The organism is Roseovarius sp. (assembly GCF_965277045.1).
Lineage (GTDB): Bacteria > Pseudomonadota > Alphaproteobacteria > Rhodobacterales > Rhodobacteraceae > Roseovarius.
The window spans coordinates 3,864,199-3,879,275 of record NZ_OZ255712.1 but is presented as its reverse complement, the minus strand read 5'-3'; the positions used below and the strand labels follow the sequence as shown (position 1 = coordinate 3,879,275).

Here is a 15,077-nt window from a genome sequence, read left to right as displayed (position 1 = left end):
CAGTCTTTACGCGAAGTTGTTGCAAATGCGGGCTAGGTTTACAATCGTGCTTGCAACGTTCCAACGACAATATGAACTGCGTGACAGCTATCATTTCCAGGCGGCAGGATAACCGATGACCAACACCAAACGCGCCGCATCCGTGCGGCCGATCGTGAGAAAACTCGCGCGCCAGGCGCGCGACGGCGCGCTGTCGCGGCGCGAGTTCCTGGCGCTGGCCAGCACATTCGGCGCGTCCGCCACCACCGCCTATGGTCTCATCGGCCTGCCCGTGCCCGCCCGCGCCGCCACTGATGGCACTCGGGGCGGCGTGCTGCGCATCGGCAGTCGCGTGATCGAGATCGTCGATCCGCGCAAGTTCGCCAAGACCGAACAGGGCAATCTGGCGCGCACCTTCTGCGAACCGCTCGTCCGGTGGGAGGACGACGCCACTTTCGCGCCCGTCCTTCTTGAAAGCTGGGAGGTCAGCGAGGACGCACGCACCTACACGCTCAACGTCCGCCCCGGGGTGACCTGGACCAACGGCGACACGCTTGATGTCGATGACGTGATCCACAACCTGCGCCGCTGGTGCGACACGCGCGCCGAGGGCAACTCGATGGCCACCCGCATGGCCCCGCTGATCGACACCGCCACCGGGCGCATGGCCGAGGACCGGGTCGAGCGCGCCGACGACATGACCGTGCGACTGCACCTGCCGCAACCCGACATCACGCTTATTGCGGGCATGGTCGATTATCCCGCTCTGGTGGTGCATCGCAGCTTCGAAGACGACAGCAGCCTGATGGAGACGCCCCTTGGCACCGGCCCGTTCGAGCTTGTGTCTGTCGAACTGGAATACAAGGCCGTGGTCAAGCGCCGCGAACAGGGCCAGTGGTGGGGCGGCGAGGCGTATCTGGATGGCGTGGAATTCATCGACTTCGGCGCCGATCCGGCGGGCATGATCGCGGCATTCGATTCCGGCGAGATCGATGCCAACGAAGATACACCCCCCGATTTCGCCGATGTGCTGGACAGCTTCGGCTTCGTGCGACAGGAACGCACGACCCAGAACACCATCGTCGCCCGGATGCGCGTCGACACGCCCCCCTATGACGACATCCGCCTGCGTCGGGCCATTCAGAAAACCGTCGACAACCGCATCGTGCTGGCGCTTGGCGTCGATGGCGACGGTGCGCTGGCCGAAAACCATCACGTTTCGCCCGCGCATCCCGAATATGCCGAACTTCCCCCGTTCGAGGCCGATCCCGCCGCAGGCTTCGCCATGGCCGAAGAGGCCGGCCACGCCGAGACCCTGATCGACCTCGTCTCGATCGACGGTGACTGGCGCACCGCGACCTCGGACGCCATCGCGGCGATCCTGCGGCAGGCGGGGTTCAACATCAGTCGCACGGTCATCGCGGGGCAGACATATTGGAACGCGTGGAACGAATACCCCTTCAGCACGACGGCCTGGGGCGGACGCCCGCTTGGCGTGCAGATTTACGCGCTTGCCTACAAGTCGGGCCAACCGTGGAACGAAACCGGCTTTGCCGACCCGGAATTCGACGCGCTGCTGGACCGTGCGCTGGCCACGCCCGATGCCCGGGACCGCAGCGAGATAATGGCGCAGCTTCAGACCATCCTGCGCGACAGCGGCGTGATCATTCAGCCCTTCTGGCGCAACCAGATCATGCACCATGCCGAGAACGTCCATAACTACAGCCGCGAACGCTATCGTGAGCTTCACCTGCACGAGGTCTGGATGGATGTCTGACAGCGCGATGCAGACATCCTCCAACCGCCAGGCTGTGCAGGAACAGGCAGCATCCGCGGGACCCGAGATACGAACGCTCACTTTCTCGGGTCCTGGCGCACGGCTTCAATACGCGATCCTGATGGCCCTCTTTCATGTCGCCTTCAACCGCAGCCTGTTCGGCATCTTCGCCCGCGGGCTTGGCCGGGTTTTCCCGGCGGACAATGCGGCCCTAATCGGCATTGACGGCGCCCCACCATTCCGCGTCTCGCTAAACGATGGCTACTGGACCCGCTTCGCGCTCTGGCATGAAAAATACGAGCCTGAAGTCGCGCGCCTTTTGACTGCCGCGGCGCCCAATTCCGACCTCTTCTGCGATCTCGGCGCGAACAAGGGCTACTGGACCTTGCGCGCCTCGACCCTCTTCAAGCAGGTCATCGCCGTCGAGGCCGCCGCAGAAACCTTCGAGGCACTCAAGGCGAATGCCGGACATCTGCCCAACGTCACGCTGGAACGCGCGGCCATCCACGCGCAGTCCGGCCAGCGCATGACCTTCGTAAACGTCGCCAACAGCCACGCGTCTTCGCGCCTGCTGACCGGTGGCGCACCCGGCGAGAAGAACACCACCGAAATCGTATATACCCGCAGCATCGACGATCTGGTGCCCGCCGGACAGCCAGCGCTGATCAAGCTCGATGTCGAAGGCGCGGAACTCAGCGCTTTCGCGGGTGCCACGCGCGCGCTGCGCGACGGCGCCGTGATCATCTACGAGGAACACGGCAACGACCCCACCTGCGCCGTCACCCGTCACCTGTTGGAACAGCCCGACCTGCGCGTCTATTCTTGCGAAGATGCGTTCCAGCGCTTGACCTCGGTGGCAGCCGTGCGCGCACTCAAAACGGATCGCTTCAAGGGCTACAACCTCTTCGCGGCCAAAGCGGACTCGCCGCTATTGAACAGCATCGTTCAGGTTTCGCCGCATAGCGCAAATTGAAACGCCGCGGATTTCGGACGGTCGGCACATCTCAATTGTGAACGCTCTTCCAGGTCCGACGTCGGCTATTCCGAGGCAACCTTGATGACCGGCTCCATCTCGGCCAGCTTCACCTCGGCCAGGTGACATTTCAGCTGATGCCCGTCATCCAGGGTCCGCATCGGCGGTACCTCGATTTCGCAAAGACCCGCCGGCACCTGGGATTTCCACCGGCACCGCGTCTGGAACGGACAGCCCGAGGGCGGGTTCATCGCCGACGGCACGTCGCCTTCCAGCACGATATGCTTCTTCTCGACGCTGGTATCGGCAATCGGCACGGCCGACAGCAGCGCCTCGGTGTAGGGGTGATAGGGCGGCGCAAAGACCTGCTCGGTCGTGCCCAGCTCCACCACGTGGCCCAGGTACATCACCATCACCCGGTCGCTCAGGTAGCGCACGATGCTCAGGTCATGGCTGATGAACAGCAGCGTCGTCTTCTTCTCGCGCTGGATCTCCATCAGCAAGTCCGTCACCGCCGCCTGCACGCTGACGTCCAGCGCCGACACCGGCTCGTCCGCCACCACGATCCGCGCGCCACCGGCAAAGGCCCGCGCGATCCCCACCCGCTGCTTCTGCCCGCCCGACAGTTGCCGTGGCATCCGGTCGGCAAATTCGCGCGGCAGTTTCACCAGGTCCAGCAGGCGCATCAGTTCCGCCCGCCGCTCGGAATCGTTCTTGCCCACGCCAAACACTTCCAGCGCGCGGATGATCTGCCGCCCCACGGTCATCGACGGGTTCAGCGTATCGAACGGGTTCTGAAACACCATCTGGACATCGGCCACCGTCTTGGTGTCCCGCTTCTCGATCCGCGTGCCCTCGATATTGCGGTTGTCCAGCAGGATCTGCCCGTCCGTCGCCGTCTCCAGCCCCATCAACACCTTGGCAAAGGTCGACTTGCCACAGCCCGACTCCCCCACGATGGCCAGCGTCTCACTTTCCCGCGCCTCGAAGCTCAGCGTCTCGTTGGCCTTCACCACCTTGGTGTTGCCGCCTTTGCCAATCAGCGCGTTCGCCGCCACCTCGTAGTATTTCTTCAGGTTCTCGATCTTCAGGACGACTTCACCCTTTTCGGTCGCCTCGGTCGTCACGCTGGCCTTGATCGACGCGTTCCAGTCGATTTCCTCGAACCGCAAACAGCGCGAGGCATGGCGCTCATCCCCAGGCACGGGCGCCATCGGTATCCCCTCCTCCCGGTTGCAGCGCCCCTCTTCAAAATAATCGCAACGCGGCCCGAAATTGCACCCCTGCGGCCGCTCATGCGGCAGGGGAAAGTTCCCCGGAATGGCCACCAGCGGCCGGGCGTTCTTGTTCGCCCCGGGCAGCGGGATCGACCGGAACAGCGCCTGCGTATAAGGATGCCGCATCTTGTCAAAGACATCGCGGATGCTGCCCGTCTCCACCGCCTCACCGGAATACATCACGCAGATCCGGTCGCAGGTTTCCAACACCAGCCCAAGGTTGTGGCTGATGAACAGCATCGAGGTGCCGTATTTCTTGCCCAGATCCTTCACCAGCTCCACCACTGCGGCCTCGACCGTCACATCCAGCGCGGTCGTCGGCTCGTCGAGGATCAGCAAGGACGGCTTCGACATCAGCGCCATCGCGATCACGATCCGCTGCTGCTGCCCACCCGACAACTGATGCGGAAAGGCCTTCAGGATGCGCTCGGGGTCTGGCAGCTTAACATCCCGCACCACGTCCAGCGCCCGCTGCCACGCTTCCTTCTCGCCGATGCCTTCATGGATCATCGGCACCTCGATCAGCTGCTTGCCGATCTTCATCGCCGGGTTCAGGCTCGCCATCGGCTCCTGGTAGATCATGGCGATCTCGTTGCCCCGAATATCGCGCAACTCCTCGGCGCTCATCTGGCTCAGGTCGCGCCCCTTGAACCTGATCGTACCGCCCACGACCCGGCCATTGACGCCCAGATCCTGCATCACCCCCAGCGCGACCGTGGACTTGCCGCAGCCCGACTCTCCCACCAGACCCACCGCCTCGCCCGGCTGAACCTGAACCGAGAAATCCATCACCGCCGGGATCTCCCGCAGCCGCATGAAGAAAGAAATCGACAGGTTGTCGATCTCCAGAATGGGCCCGTCATGCGCTTGCAGTTTCGACATCTCATGTCCCTCTCGAATTCCCGTCCCGGGCCTGACCCGGGACCTCGCCGCCAGAGGCCCCGGATCGGGGTCCGGGGCGGGTTGGTCCCTAATCCCTCAAGCTCTCTTCCCGCAGCCCGTCCGCCAGAAAGTTCAGTCCCAGAACCAGGCTGAGCAGCGCCAGCGCGGGCGGAATGGCGATGTGCAGGATATTGGCCGACAACAGCCGCCGCCCGTCGATAATCATCTTGCCCCAATCTGCGCTTTCGCTCTCCAGCCCCAGACCGAAGAAGCCCAGCGTGCCCAAAAGGATCGTGGTGTAGCCGATCCGCAAGCAGAAATCGACCAAGAGCGGCCCGCGCGCATTGGGCAGGATCTCCCACAGCATGATGTACCACGGCCCCTCGCCCCGCGTTTGGGCGGCAGCCACGTAATCACGCGTCTTGATGTCCAGCGCCAGCCCCCGCACGATCCGAAAGACCGTGGGCGCGTTGACGAACACCACCGCCACGAACACCACCAGCAGGTTGGGCGGAAAGCTGATGATCCCCGTCGGGTCCGCATCCCACGCGATGCCCAGGTACACCCATGTTCCCACGACCAAGGTGATGCCCACGTACAGGTTGCGCTTCGATGCCTGCGTTCGGAACCGAGAATTCCACAGCACCGTCAGGAACACGATGGGAAAGATGAACAGCGCCCCCGCCATGATCCTCGGGATCAGCGTCTCTTTTATCTCCGGCGTCACCAGCAGGTAGAACAGCAGGATCACCGGAAAGGCCAGCACCAGGTTCGCAAGAAAGCTCAGCACCGTGTCGAACCGCCCGCCGTAATACCCCGCCGGCAAGCCCAGCGTGATCCCCACCATGAAGGCGAAGATCGTCGCAAACGGCGCGATCAGCATCACCTTGATGCTGCCATCCACCACCCGGCTGAACACGTCCCGGCCCAAGTTGTCGCCGCCCAGCAGGTAATGCGCCCCCGCATCCGGGTCCGGCTCGCCAATGAGCTTGGTATAGGGCTCGCCCGGCAGCGCTTTTTTCATCATCGCCGACTGGTCCAGCGGGTCATGAGTGCCCACCATCCCCAACACGCCCGCAAAGAACGCCGTGTAGACCCAGAACAGCACCAGCGCCAGCCCGATCATCCCGATCACGCTGTCGAACAGCTTGCCGTAAAGGCCCAGCCTGCGCTTGAACACGATCGAGACAGCAAAGGTCACCGCCACCGCGATCAGCGGCGCCGCGAATTGCTGCATCATCTGCAAGAAGATCCCGCTCCAGCTCAAGGGGTCCATGTCCGCGCTCCTCCCCTCAGCTGACCGAAATTCGCGGGTTCAGGTAGACATAACCGATATCCGAGATCAGCTGCGTCACCAGCACCACGACGACCGAAACCACCGAAATTCCCAGCAACAGCTCGATGTCATTGTTGCCCGCCGCCAGAACCAGTGCCCAGCCGAAGCCCTTGTAGTTGAACAGCGTCTCGACAATCACCACACCGTTCAAGAGCCAGGGAAACTGCAACATGATCACCGTGAAAGGCGCGATTAGCGCGTTGCGCAGCGCGTGTTTCATCACGATGTTGGGAAAGCTCACACCCTTCAGCCGCGCTGTGCGGATATATTGCGAGGTCATGACCTCGGCCATGCTGGCCCGCGTCATCCGCGCGATATACCCCATGCCGTAAACCGCAATGGTCAACACCGGCAGAAAGAAGTTCTCGAAGGTGATATTGTCCATCGCACTGGTCGCCGTGCCCTTGAACCACTTCAGGCCCACGGCGGAACTGGCGAACACCGCGATGAACAAAACGCCCGACACGTATTCCGGCGTCGCCGTCGTGCCGATGGAAAAGGTCGACAGCGTCCGGTCCAGCTTGGACCCCTCCCGCATCCCCGCCAGCACGCCAAGGATCAGCGCAGACGGCACCATCAGCAGCATCACCCAGAACATCAGGATCCCGGTCAGCGCCAGCTTCTCGCCGATCACCTCGTCGACATCCTTCTTCAGCCGGTTGGAATAGCCCCAGTTGCCCTGCAACACCCCGCAAAAGGCCGGTGCCTCTTCGATGGGCGTGTCAGGGGCCGCGCATTTCGCCCGCACCTTCCCGTCCGTCCCCTCGATCACGTACCCCGGCAGCACGCCCAGCCACTGCCCATACTTGACCAGCACCGGCTGCAAATACCCGTTGTTGTTTAGATAGCTTTCGACCTCGGCATCCGACATCCGCATGTTGCCCTCGGTCTTCGCCATCTTTTCCAGGTTCGGATAAAGATTGGTCAGGAAAAAGACGATGAACGTCAGGCAAAGCGCCGTCAGAATCATCACTCCGACACGGCGCAGGATAAATCGGCCCATATGGCGATGCCCCCGGCTGGCTCCACTGTCACTGTTATTTGTAAGACCATGGTGCCGTGCCGGTCCAGTCACATGGTTCGGAAGTGGGCAAATCGGGACTGTTGCGTCAATCTGCGTTAGACAGGGTAACGCTGTGTCTGGACGGCATATCAAGCAGCTTCGACCAGCTGGCTGATGAACCTAGTTTCGCATCTGACGCCTGGTTGTTTGTGATGCACATGGCCGCGTTTGATGGTTCGGATCGTTTCGATGCCGCGGAGAGTCGCCTTGGCGGTTCGCAAAGACCGGAAGCTTTGGCAATAACCGAGTAGCCGCTTCATCGCGGCATGATCGCTCTCGATCAGGTTGTTCTGCCACTTTCGATCAATATGCCGGATGCTGTCGAAATGTGGATCATATCGGTGGTTGATCTCTCGGATGACCCGCCGATAGGTTTGCCTTATGGGACATAATAAGAATAGGTTGCAAGAATAACTGTCGACCACTTACAGCAGACATTTGTATGTGGCGTTCGCGAACGGCAACTGTGCGCCCCTTGTATCGAACGCCTCATTTAATTTTTGCGGCAACTCTAAGTCGTAGAATAGCCTTTCGCTTCTGGCCGCAACTTACAGAATAACTGTGTGAAGATGGGTCTTTATAGACCATTGCTCTGGGGAACATATCTTCGAGACCACGGCAGCAGAGTTTCTGAACGAAATGAGCGAGCTACGGAAGACGCACCTAGGGTTTAAGTGCAATGTCGAACGTGGACAGAAAGGGGGAGACCCTTAAGCTCCTTCCAAATAACTAACCGACAATAAATAATTTTTTAGTTGACAATACGCCCGCCGGAGGCTTCGACCCCCCCCCGCACCGCGCACGTCGGCAAATCTCTACAGGCGTCCGAAAACCATCTCGAGGATCGCGCCCAGCCCGTCGGCATCCGCCGCGTCGAACGCCGCCGGCTGATCGCTGTCGATATCCAGCACGCCCAGCAGCCGCCCCTGCCCGTCGCGCACCGGCAGGACGATCTCCGACCGTGTCGAACTGGCACAGGCGATATGCCCTTCGAAACTGTCCACATCGTCCACCAGCTGCACCTCGCCCGTGCGCGCCGCCGCTCCGCAGACGCCACGTGAAAACGGGATCTGCAAACAGCCGTGCCCGCCCTGGTAGGGCCCGATCTTCAACAACTCGGGCCCGGTCACCCGGTAGAACCCGGTCCAGTCGAACCGGTCATCCGCGTGGTGCAACTCGCACACCACCGTCGCCATCAGGGCGACGTCATCGGTCTCGCCTTCGGTCAACGCCCCGATGGTCTTGGACAGTTCCTCGTAATCCGCACGCATCACGCACCTCCCACGCCAAGAGTTTTCCTGAAAACTCTTGGCAAATCTTTTCCCAAAATATTTGCGGCCTCAGATCCGCTCGATCGCGATGGCTGTACCTTCGCCCCCGCCGATGCAGATCGCCGCGACACCACGCTTGAGGTCGCGTTTCTCCAGTGCATTCAACAATGTCACCATGATCCGCGCCCCGCTCGCCCCGATTGGGTGCCCCAATGCACAGGCCCCGCCATGCACGTTCACCTTCTCGCGCGGCAGGCCCATCTCGTGCATGAACGCCATGGGCACCACGGCGAAGGCCTCGTTCACCTCCCACAGGTCCACGTCGTCTTTCTCCCAGCCGATCCGCTCCAGCAGCTTCTGCGCCGCGGGCACCGGCGCGGTGGTGAACCATCCCGGCGCCTGCGCGTGGCTGGCATGGCCCAGGAGCCGCGCGCGTATCTTCAACCCCTGCGCCTCGGCCGCCTCGCGCGAGGCCAGCACCAGCGCCGCCGCCCCGTCGCTGATCGAGCTCGAATTGGCCGCCGTCACCGTCCCGCCCTCGCGGAAGGCAGGCTTCAACTGCGGTATCTTCTCGGGCCGCGCCTTGCCGGGCTGCTCGTCCGTCTCGACCACGACGGTGCCCTTCCGTGTCTCCAGCGTCACCGGCGCGATCTCACCCGCGAACGCACCCGATTTCTGCGCCTCCAGCGCCCCTTCCAGCGACCCGATGGCATAGGCATCCTGCGCCTCCCGGGTGAATTGATATTTCTCGGCGCAATCCTCGGCGAAGGTGCCCATCAGCCGCCCCTTGTCATAGGCATCTTCCAGCCCATCCAGGAACATGTGGTCGATCACCTGCCCATGCCCGATCCGCGCCCCGCCGCGCATCTTGGGCAAGAGGTACGGCGCGTTCGACATGCTCTCCATGCCGCCCGTCACCATCGTGTCCGTGTGCCCCAGCGCGATCTGGTCGAACCCGATCATCGCCGCCTTCATGCCCGAGCCGCACATCTTGTTCAGCGTGGTCGCCGGAACCTCTTCGCCCAGCCCCGCCTTGAACCCGGCCTGCCGCGCCGGGGCCTGCCCCTGGCCTGCCGGCAGAACACATCCCATCAAAAGCTCGCTCACGGTCGCGGCGCCCGCATCCTTCAGCGCCGCGGCAATCGCCGCGCCGCCCAGGACGCTGGCCTCGACGCCATCGAAATCCCCCTGGAAGCCGCCCATGGGCGTTCGGGCCGCACCCGCGATCACAACCTCTTTCATGCTGACTGTCCTTTCGTCCTTGGGGGCCGCGCCGGGAAAGCTCACGGGGCCAAACGGTTTGGTAAGAAATTGCGCCTAGGCTGCGCGCAACATCCATGTGTCCGGAGGCATCATGCAACTCACCTGCGCCACTCACAACAACATCAACGTTATCACCGTCGAAGACAACCGGATCGACGCCGCCTCCGCCATCCGGTTCAAGGACGAGATGCGCCGCCTCACCGAAGACGGCCCCGCCCACGTGGTGCTCGACCTCTCCGGCGTGGCGTTTGTCGATTCCAGCGGCCTCGGCGCCATCGTCGCCTCGATGAAGCAGATGGGCGACGGCCGGCGGCTGGATCTGGCCGGTCTGACACCGGACGTGGCCAAGGTCTTTCGCCTGACGCGCATGGATTCGATCTTCGTCATCCACCCCGACATGGCCGCGGCGCTGCAACGCGCGGCGGGCTGATCCGGGGCCGTGGCCGCCACCGCCCCCTCCTTGCCCGACCCGCTGATCTCGTGGTGCACGACAGCGACGAACATGCACGTGCGCGACATGGTCGAAAGCCTGGCCAGCCACCTGGACGAGGCCGGGATCGACAGGGACCTGCGCGGCTCCATCGCGCTCGCGGTCAGCGAAGCGCTCAACAACATCACCGAACATGCCTATGCCGACCGCGCGCCCGGTCCGGTCACCATGACGGTCGACCTGCTGCCCGACCGCGTGGACGTGACCCTGATCGACAGCGGCCGCGCCATCCCCGGCCAGGATCTGCCCCCGGCCCACCTGCCGGACAGCGCCGGCCCCCGGTCGAATCTGCCGGAAGGGGGATTCGGGTGGTTCCTCATTCACAGCCTGTGCCGCGACCTGGCCTACACCCGAACGTCAGGACAAAACGCGCTCAGCCTGCGGTTTCCGCGCTGAAACACGCGGCGGGGCAAATTGCGCCACCAAATCGCCCAATTCCCATCGCAACGCCGCCCCAAAGCCCCCGCATACACCAACCTGTAGCTGCATATGGCTTCCCTCGGCGCCGCGTTTAACAGCCCCCACCCAGTGCGCGGCGTCGAGGTACTTCTTCTTCCCATCACATTGGCATTCCCGAACGCGCCCCCTAAGGTGCCGCACAGCATTGCAATCAACGGGAAAACCATGCGCGACTTCCAACGTCCCGGCCGCTCGGCCGTCCTCGCCACCAACGGCATGTGCGCCACGTCGCACCCTCTGGCCGCCCAGGCCGCCATCGACATTCTGAAACGCGGCGGCAACGCCATGGACGCCGCCATTGCCGGCGCCGTTCTACTGGGAATCTGCGAACCGCAGATGACCGGCATCGGCGGCGACTGCTTCGCGCTGTTCACCCGGCCCGGCAGCGACGACATCCATGCGCTAAACGGCTCCGGCCGCGCCCCGGCCGCCGCCAGCGCCGCCGACCTGCGCGCTCGCGGCCTCGACACCGTTCCGTTGCACGGCCCCGAAGCGGTCACCATCCCCGGCGCGGTCGACGCCTTCTGCCACTTGTCGGACGCGCATGGCAAACTGGGTCTCGACGCCCTTCTGCAACCCGCAATCCACTACGCCGAAGAAGGTGTGCCGGTGGCCCCCCGCGTCGCCAATGACTGGCCCCGGGCCGCCGAATGCCTGCAGGGCCACGGCCTGACCCATTACACCAACGGCGGCCAACCGCTGAAACAGGGCGAGATGTTCCGCGCCCCCGGACAGGCCGAGGTGCTGCGCCGAATCGCCCGCGACGGGCGCGATGCCTTCTACAAGGGCGAGGTGGCCGAGGACATGCTGGCCGCCCTCAACGCCCTGGGCGGCGTGCACACAAGCGACGATTTCGCCGCCACGGCCGCGACGCCCACCGACCCCATCAGCGGCAGCTATGCCGGCATCGACCTGGTCGAGCATCCGCCCAACGGCCAAGGTGCCACGGCGATCCTGCTGCTCAATATCCTGGCCCAGTTCGACATCGCGTCGATGGACCCGTTCGGCACAACGCGCGCCCATATCGAGGCCGAGGCGACCAAGCTGGCCTACGACGCCCGCAATCGCTTCATGGCCGATCCCGACCTCACCGCGCGGCTGGATCACATGCTGTCGATGGACACCGCCCGCGCGCTCGCCACCCTGATCGACCCGAAAAAGGCGATGCCGTCCGCCACCTCGCTCAGCGAGGCCGTGCACCGCGACACGATCTACATCACCGTGGTCGACCGCGACCGCATGGCCGTGTCGCTGATCTATTCCATCTTCCACGGTTTCGGCTCGGGTATCGCGTCGGAAAAATTCGGCATCCTGCTGCAAAACCGCGGCGCGGGCTTCACGCTCGAAGAGGGCCACGCGAATGAGATGAACGGCGGCAAACGCCCGATGCACACGATCATTCCCGGCATGCTGCGCGAGGGGGGCCGCGTCACCATGCCCTTCGGCGTGATGGGCGGCGCGTACCAGGCAAACGGCCACGCGCGCTTTGTCTCGAACCTGCGCGATTTCGGCCTGTCCCCGCAGGAGGCCATCGACGCGCCGCGCTGTTTCCCCGACGCGGGCGAGCTTCGGGTCGAAACCGGCTACGCGCCGGACGTGCACCGCGAACTGGCAGATCTCGGCCACAACGTGGTCGAGGCCGACGAGGCGATCGGCGGCGCCCAGGCGATCGAGATCAAGGAAAACGGGGTCCTCGAAGGCGGCTCCGACCCGCGCAAGGACGGCTGCGCCCTGGGCTACTGACGCCGCGGACCGGCGCCAAAAAACCAGCATGGGGCGCTAGACCGCGCCCCGGCCTTAGTTCAGTTGGAAATGCAGCGGGTACTGCCCGTCCTCGAACGGGCCGAAAAGGTCGGGTATGTCAGGGTGCCCCACCGGCTCGCCCGAATAGTCCGCGATCAGGTTCTGTTCGCTGACATAGGCCACGTAATAGGTCTGATCGTTCTCGGCCAGCAGGTGATAGAACGGCTGATCCTTCACCGGGCGGCTTTCCTCGGGAATCGAGTCGTACCATTCCTCGGTGTTCGCAAACTCGGGATCCACATCGAAAATCACGCCGCGAAACGGATGTTTGCGGTGTTTCACGACCTGTCCCAGGTGATATTTCGCGCGTGTCTTCAACATTCAGATAGCCCCTAACGACACACTGTACTGCGTTCAACCGAGTTTTGTCCAATCGCTGTGCGCATTTTGTCGGGAAACAGTCTGTGAACCGCTGTCAGACAGTGCCCCTTCTCCGTCCAGACCCAAAGGCCCAAATCCGGCATTTCCAAGCTCCGAAATTTTGGTTAAACTGAAAAGAAAAACAAACATAGCGAGAGGCAGATGAGCAGACGTCTTCGCACGATTCTAAGTTTGGTGGCCCTGGCCACCCTGAACGCCTGTGGTGGTGGTCCCAGCGGCCCGCCGCCCGACAATCTGGACAATGCCTGCGCCATCGTGGCGCAGAAACCGCATTACCTGCGGGCCTTCCGAGCGACCGAGCGTCGCTGGGGCGTGCCAGTGCCGGTGCAGATGGCCACGATCTACCAGGAAAGCAAGTTCGACGGCGAGGCGCGCACGCCCTTCCGCTGGACCCTCGGCGTGATTCCCATGGGCCGCCAAAGTTCCGCCTACGGCTACAGCCAGGCGCTCGACGGCACGTGGGACGAGTACGTGAAGGACGGCAACCGGGCCGCGCGGCGCAACGACATCCGCGACGCGACCGACTTCATGGGCTGGTACATGGCGCAGTCGAACCAGCGTCTGGGCATCCCGATGCACGACGCCCGCAACCACTATCTCGCCTATCACGAGGGGCGCACGGGCTTCAGCCGGGGCAGCTACAACGCCAAGCCATGGTTGCTGCGCGTCTCGGGAGAGGTCGGCCAGCGAGCCATTGTTTACGATCAGCAGTTGCGGGCCTGCGGGCGGCGCTAAGCCGCCCCGCTTCGCCCGGCCTACCTGTCGATCCGCTTGAACTTGTCTTTTCCGGGAATGACGAACCTGTCATTGCCCAGCTGCGTACCCGTGGTCAGATCGCCCAGCACCACCGTTGTCTTGCTGCCACCGCTGTCGTTGATCACCCACTGACGCAGCTCGACCGGGCTGTCGGTAAAGACCAGCTCGATATTGCCGTATTCGGGGTGCGCCGGGTCCTGCGCGCGCACGGTGGTGGTCTTGCCGTCGCTGCTGTGGCCCGTCACCATCCGCGCACGGCCGAAATCCACGTTGCGTTCAAGGATGATCTTCAGCGGCGTGCGGTCCAGCGGATAGGCCTCGCCCCCGGTATTGGACTTGGGGTCGATGATGCCCACCGTATCGCCATCGGCCACCACCAGCGTCTGTTCCGGCGGGTTGTACTCGAACCGAACCCGCCCGGGCCGCTTGATATAGATCTGCCCCGTGCTGATCGTGCCGTCATCGTTGATCTGGGTAAATTCGCCGGTCGCCGAACTGAAACTGTTCAGGTACTGCGAAATCTCGTTCAACGACAGCTTTTCGGCCATCGCGGGCGTGGCCATCAGGAAAGTCAGGGCCAAAGCAACCATACGCATGAGGGAAAACCTCTCCTTTTTCATTCTCGCCAAAAGATAGGCGGACACACGGCGTTATGCGATAGCATTCGGTGCAAATGCGCGTGAACGCCCCTTTTTCCGGCCCAATGCATCAAAACGGGAGGAACTGGATCGCCGCGAAAAGCGCCCCGGCGCTGGCCGCGAACGCCACCACCATCAGCACCCCGTCCCGCACCGTGATCGCCAGACCCAGAAGCGCTATGGCCGCGAACGGAATGAGCGCCGCGAAGGGCACCACCTCCAGCGGCGGGATCATCGCGCACAGACCCACCACCACAAGCGCCGCCGCAAGCTGCGCCGGACGCCCTGTCAGCGCCTCGAGCCTGTGACCGAAATGCCGGTCCATCCACTGTGCGGCAGGCCGCGCCTTGTCGACCGAACGCGCGACCCTGTCATCGGTCACCGCCCTGTTGCTGATCCGGTCCGGCATCCAGAAACTGCGCCGCCCGACAAGGATCTGCACCGCGATGAGGATCAGTATGATCGCAAACAGTGTAGGCACGCCCGGGATGCCGCCCAGGGGCGACGCGCCCAACAACGCCGTCACGAAGATGATCGGCCCGAATCCACGACCGCCGATCGCGTCGACCACATCCTCGACCGAGACCGTGTCCTCGCCATCAGCCAGGTCGTCGATCTCGTTCAGCAGCGTCTCGGCATCTCCGGCCATTCACCCGTCCTTCTTCGCGTTGGCGTTTCTTTGCACGCCAACGCAACAGACCGGCAAACGTTTCCCCTCGGCCCTTTTCG

The 15,077-nt window shown here is 63.4% G+C and carries 14 protein-coding genes and 1 pseudogene; 6 read left to right on the top strand and 9 right to left on the bottom strand.

All coding sequences use genetic code 11. The annotated features are described in order from the left end of the window. Nucleotides 1-115 precede the first annotated feature (115 nt). Nucleotides 116-1,756: an ABC transporter substrate-binding protein gene (locus ACQY4V_RS19335; protein ID WP_428514527.1), complete on the top strand. Its 1,641-nt coding sequence runs from the start codon at nt 116-118 to the stop codon at nt 1,754-1,756. After that, nucleotides 1,749-2,729 (top strand): FkbM family methyltransferase, encoded by a 981-nt coding sequence (locus tag ACQY4V_RS19330; RefSeq protein ID WP_428514525.1) that lies wholly within the window; start codon nt 1,749-1,751, stop codon nt 2,727-2,729. Before ACQY4V_RS19335 ends, ACQY4V_RS19330 begins: the two co-directional genes overlap by 8 nt. 65 nt (nt 2,730-2,794) lie before the next feature. Here the strand turns inward: ACQY4V_RS19330 and ACQY4V_RS19325 are convergent, their stop codons facing one another. The 6 genes and pseudogenes from ACQY4V_RS19325 to ACQY4V_RS19300 all read right to left on the bottom strand — a co-directional run bounded on the left by ACQY4V_RS19325 (nt 2,795) and on the right by ACQY4V_RS19300 (nt 9,800). Beyond that, on the bottom strand, nt 2,795-4,888 hold the full coding sequence (locus ACQY4V_RS19325) for a dipeptide ABC transporter ATP-binding protein (RefSeq protein ID WP_428514523.1): 2,094 nt from the start codon (nt 4,886-4,888) through the stop codon (nt 2,795-2,797). A gap of 88 nt (nt 4,889-4,976) precedes the next feature. Then, nucleotides 4,977-6,164: an ABC transporter permease gene (locus tag ACQY4V_RS19320; RefSeq protein ID WP_428514521.1), complete on the bottom strand. Its 1,188-nt coding sequence runs from the start codon at nt 6,162-6,164 to the stop codon at nt 4,977-4,979. A gap of 16 nt (nt 6,165-6,180) precedes the next feature. Beyond that, nucleotides 6,181-7,227: an ABC transporter permease gene (locus ACQY4V_RS19315; RefSeq protein WP_428514519.1), complete on the bottom strand. Its 1,047-nt coding sequence runs from the start codon at nt 7,225-7,227 to the stop codon at nt 6,181-6,183. Nucleotides 7,228-7,376: 149 nt separating this feature from the next. After that, a pseudogene (locus ACQY4V_RS19310) lies at nt 7,377-7,661 on the bottom strand (DDE-type integrase/transposase/recombinase); the annotation flags it as partial. A gap of 441 nt (nt 7,662-8,102) precedes the next feature. Then, on the bottom strand, nt 8,103-8,558 hold the full coding sequence (locus ACQY4V_RS19305) for a GAF domain-containing protein (RefSeq protein WP_428514517.1): 456 nt from the start codon (nt 8,556-8,558) through the stop codon (nt 8,103-8,105). Between the two features lie 69 nt (nt 8,559-8,627). Next, nucleotides 8,628-9,800 (bottom strand): acetyl-CoA C-acyltransferase, encoded by a 1,173-nt coding sequence (locus ACQY4V_RS19300; protein WP_428514515.1) that lies wholly within the window; start codon nt 9,798-9,800, stop codon nt 8,628-8,630. A gap of 112 nt (nt 9,801-9,912) precedes the next feature. On the opposite strand from ACQY4V_RS19300, the gene ACQY4V_RS19295 reads away from it, so the two are divergent. The 3 genes from ACQY4V_RS19295 (at nt 9,913) to ACQY4V_RS19285 (ending at nt 12,513) form a co-directional block, all read left to right on the top strand. After that, nucleotides 9,913-10,251, top strand: coding sequence for an STAS domain-containing protein (locus ACQY4V_RS19295; protein WP_152490995.1), 339 nt, complete (start codon nt 9,913-9,915; stop codon nt 10,249-10,251). A 9-nt stretch (nt 10,252-10,260) separates the two neighbouring features. Continuing rightward, nucleotides 10,261-10,707 carry an ATP-binding protein gene (locus ACQY4V_RS19290; protein WP_428514512.1) on the top strand — a complete coding sequence of 149 codons (447 nt, stop codon included), beginning with the start codon at nt 10,261-10,263 and terminating at the stop codon, nt 10,705-10,707. A gap of 228 nt (nt 10,708-10,935) precedes the next feature. Further along, nucleotides 10,936-12,513, top strand: coding sequence for a gamma-glutamyltransferase family protein (locus ACQY4V_RS19285; RefSeq protein ID WP_428514510.1), 1,578 nt, complete (start codon nt 10,936-10,938; stop codon nt 12,511-12,513). Nucleotides 12,514-12,567: 54 nt separating this feature from the next. On the opposite strand, the gene hspQ is transcribed toward ACQY4V_RS19285, so the two are convergent. Beyond that, the gene (gene hspQ / locus ACQY4V_RS19280; protein WP_428514508.1) at nt 12,568-12,894 is read right to left on the bottom strand and encodes a heat shock protein HspQ; all 327 of its coding nucleotides are present in this window, start codon (nt 12,892-12,894) and stop codon (nt 12,568-12,570) included. Between the two features lie 201 nt (nt 12,895-13,095). Here hspQ and ACQY4V_RS19275 point away from each other — a divergent pair, with 201 nt between their 5' ends. Next, nucleotides 13,096-13,689: a lytic transglycosylase gene (locus ACQY4V_RS19275; protein WP_428514506.1), complete on the top strand. Its 594-nt coding sequence runs from the start codon at nt 13,096-13,098 to the stop codon at nt 13,687-13,689. A 20-nt stretch (nt 13,690-13,709) separates the two neighbouring features. Here ACQY4V_RS19275 and ACQY4V_RS19270 read toward each other — a convergent pair whose 3' ends face one another. Together ACQY4V_RS19270 and ACQY4V_RS19265 are read right to left on the bottom strand one after the other, a co-directional pair. Then, the gene (locus ACQY4V_RS19270; RefSeq protein ID WP_428514504.1) at nt 13,710-14,306 is read right to left on the bottom strand and encodes a LolA family protein; all 597 of its coding nucleotides are present in this window, start codon (nt 14,304-14,306) and stop codon (nt 13,710-13,712) included. A gap of 112 nt (nt 14,307-14,418) precedes the next feature. Further along, on the bottom strand, nt 14,419-14,997 hold the full coding sequence (locus ACQY4V_RS19265; protein ID WP_428514502.1) for an exopolysaccharide biosynthesis protein: 579 nt from the start codon (nt 14,995-14,997) through the stop codon (nt 14,419-14,421). Between the last annotated feature and the right edge of the window lie 80 nt (nt 14,998-15,077).

Coding starts and splice junctions, on each gene's coding strand:
- hspQ (WP_428514508.1), bottom strand. CDS start 12,894: ATGTTGAAGACACGCGCGAAATATCACCTGGGACAGGTCGTGAAACAC.
- ACQY4V_RS19330 (WP_428514525.1), top strand. CDS start 1,749: ATGTCTGACAGCGCGATGCAGACATCCTCCAACCGCCAGGCTGTGCAG.
- ACQY4V_RS19265 (WP_428514502.1), bottom strand. CDS start 14,997: ATGGCCGGAGATGCCGAGACGCTGCTGAACGAGATCGACGACCTGGCT.
- ACQY4V_RS19325 (WP_428514523.1), bottom strand. CDS start 4,888: ATGTCGAAACTGCAAGCGCATGACGGGCCCATTCTGGAGATCGACAAC.
- ACQY4V_RS19275 (WP_428514506.1), top strand. CDS start 13,096: ATGAGCAGACGTCTTCGCACGATTCTAAGTTTGGTGGCCCTGGCCACC.
- ACQY4V_RS19285 (WP_428514510.1), top strand. CDS start 10,936: ATGCGCGACTTCCAACGTCCCGGCCGCTCGGCCGTCCTCGCCACCAAC.
- ACQY4V_RS19335 (WP_428514527.1), top strand. CDS start 116: ATGACCAACACCAAACGCGCCGCATCCGTGCGGCCGATCGTGAGAAAA.
- ACQY4V_RS19315 (WP_428514519.1), bottom strand. CDS start 7,227: ATGGGCCGATTTATCCTGCGCCGTGTCGGAGTGATGATTCTGACGGCG.
- ACQY4V_RS19270 (WP_428514504.1), bottom strand. CDS start 14,306: ATGCGTATGGTTGCTTTGGCCCTGACTTTCCTGATGGCCACGCCCGCG.
- ACQY4V_RS19300 (WP_428514515.1), bottom strand. CDS start 9,800: ATGAAAGAGGTTGTGATCGCGGGTGCGGCCCGAACGCCCATGGGCGGC.
- ACQY4V_RS19295 (WP_152490995.1), top strand. CDS start 9,913: ATGCAACTCACCTGCGCCACTCACAACAACATCAACGTTATCACCGTC.
- ACQY4V_RS19305 (WP_428514517.1), bottom strand. CDS start 8,558: ATGCGTGCGGATTACGAGGAACTGTCCAAGACCATCGGGGCGTTGACC.
- ACQY4V_RS19320 (WP_428514521.1), bottom strand. CDS start 6,164: ATGGACCCCTTGAGCTGGAGCGGGATCTTCTTGCAGATGATGCAGCAA.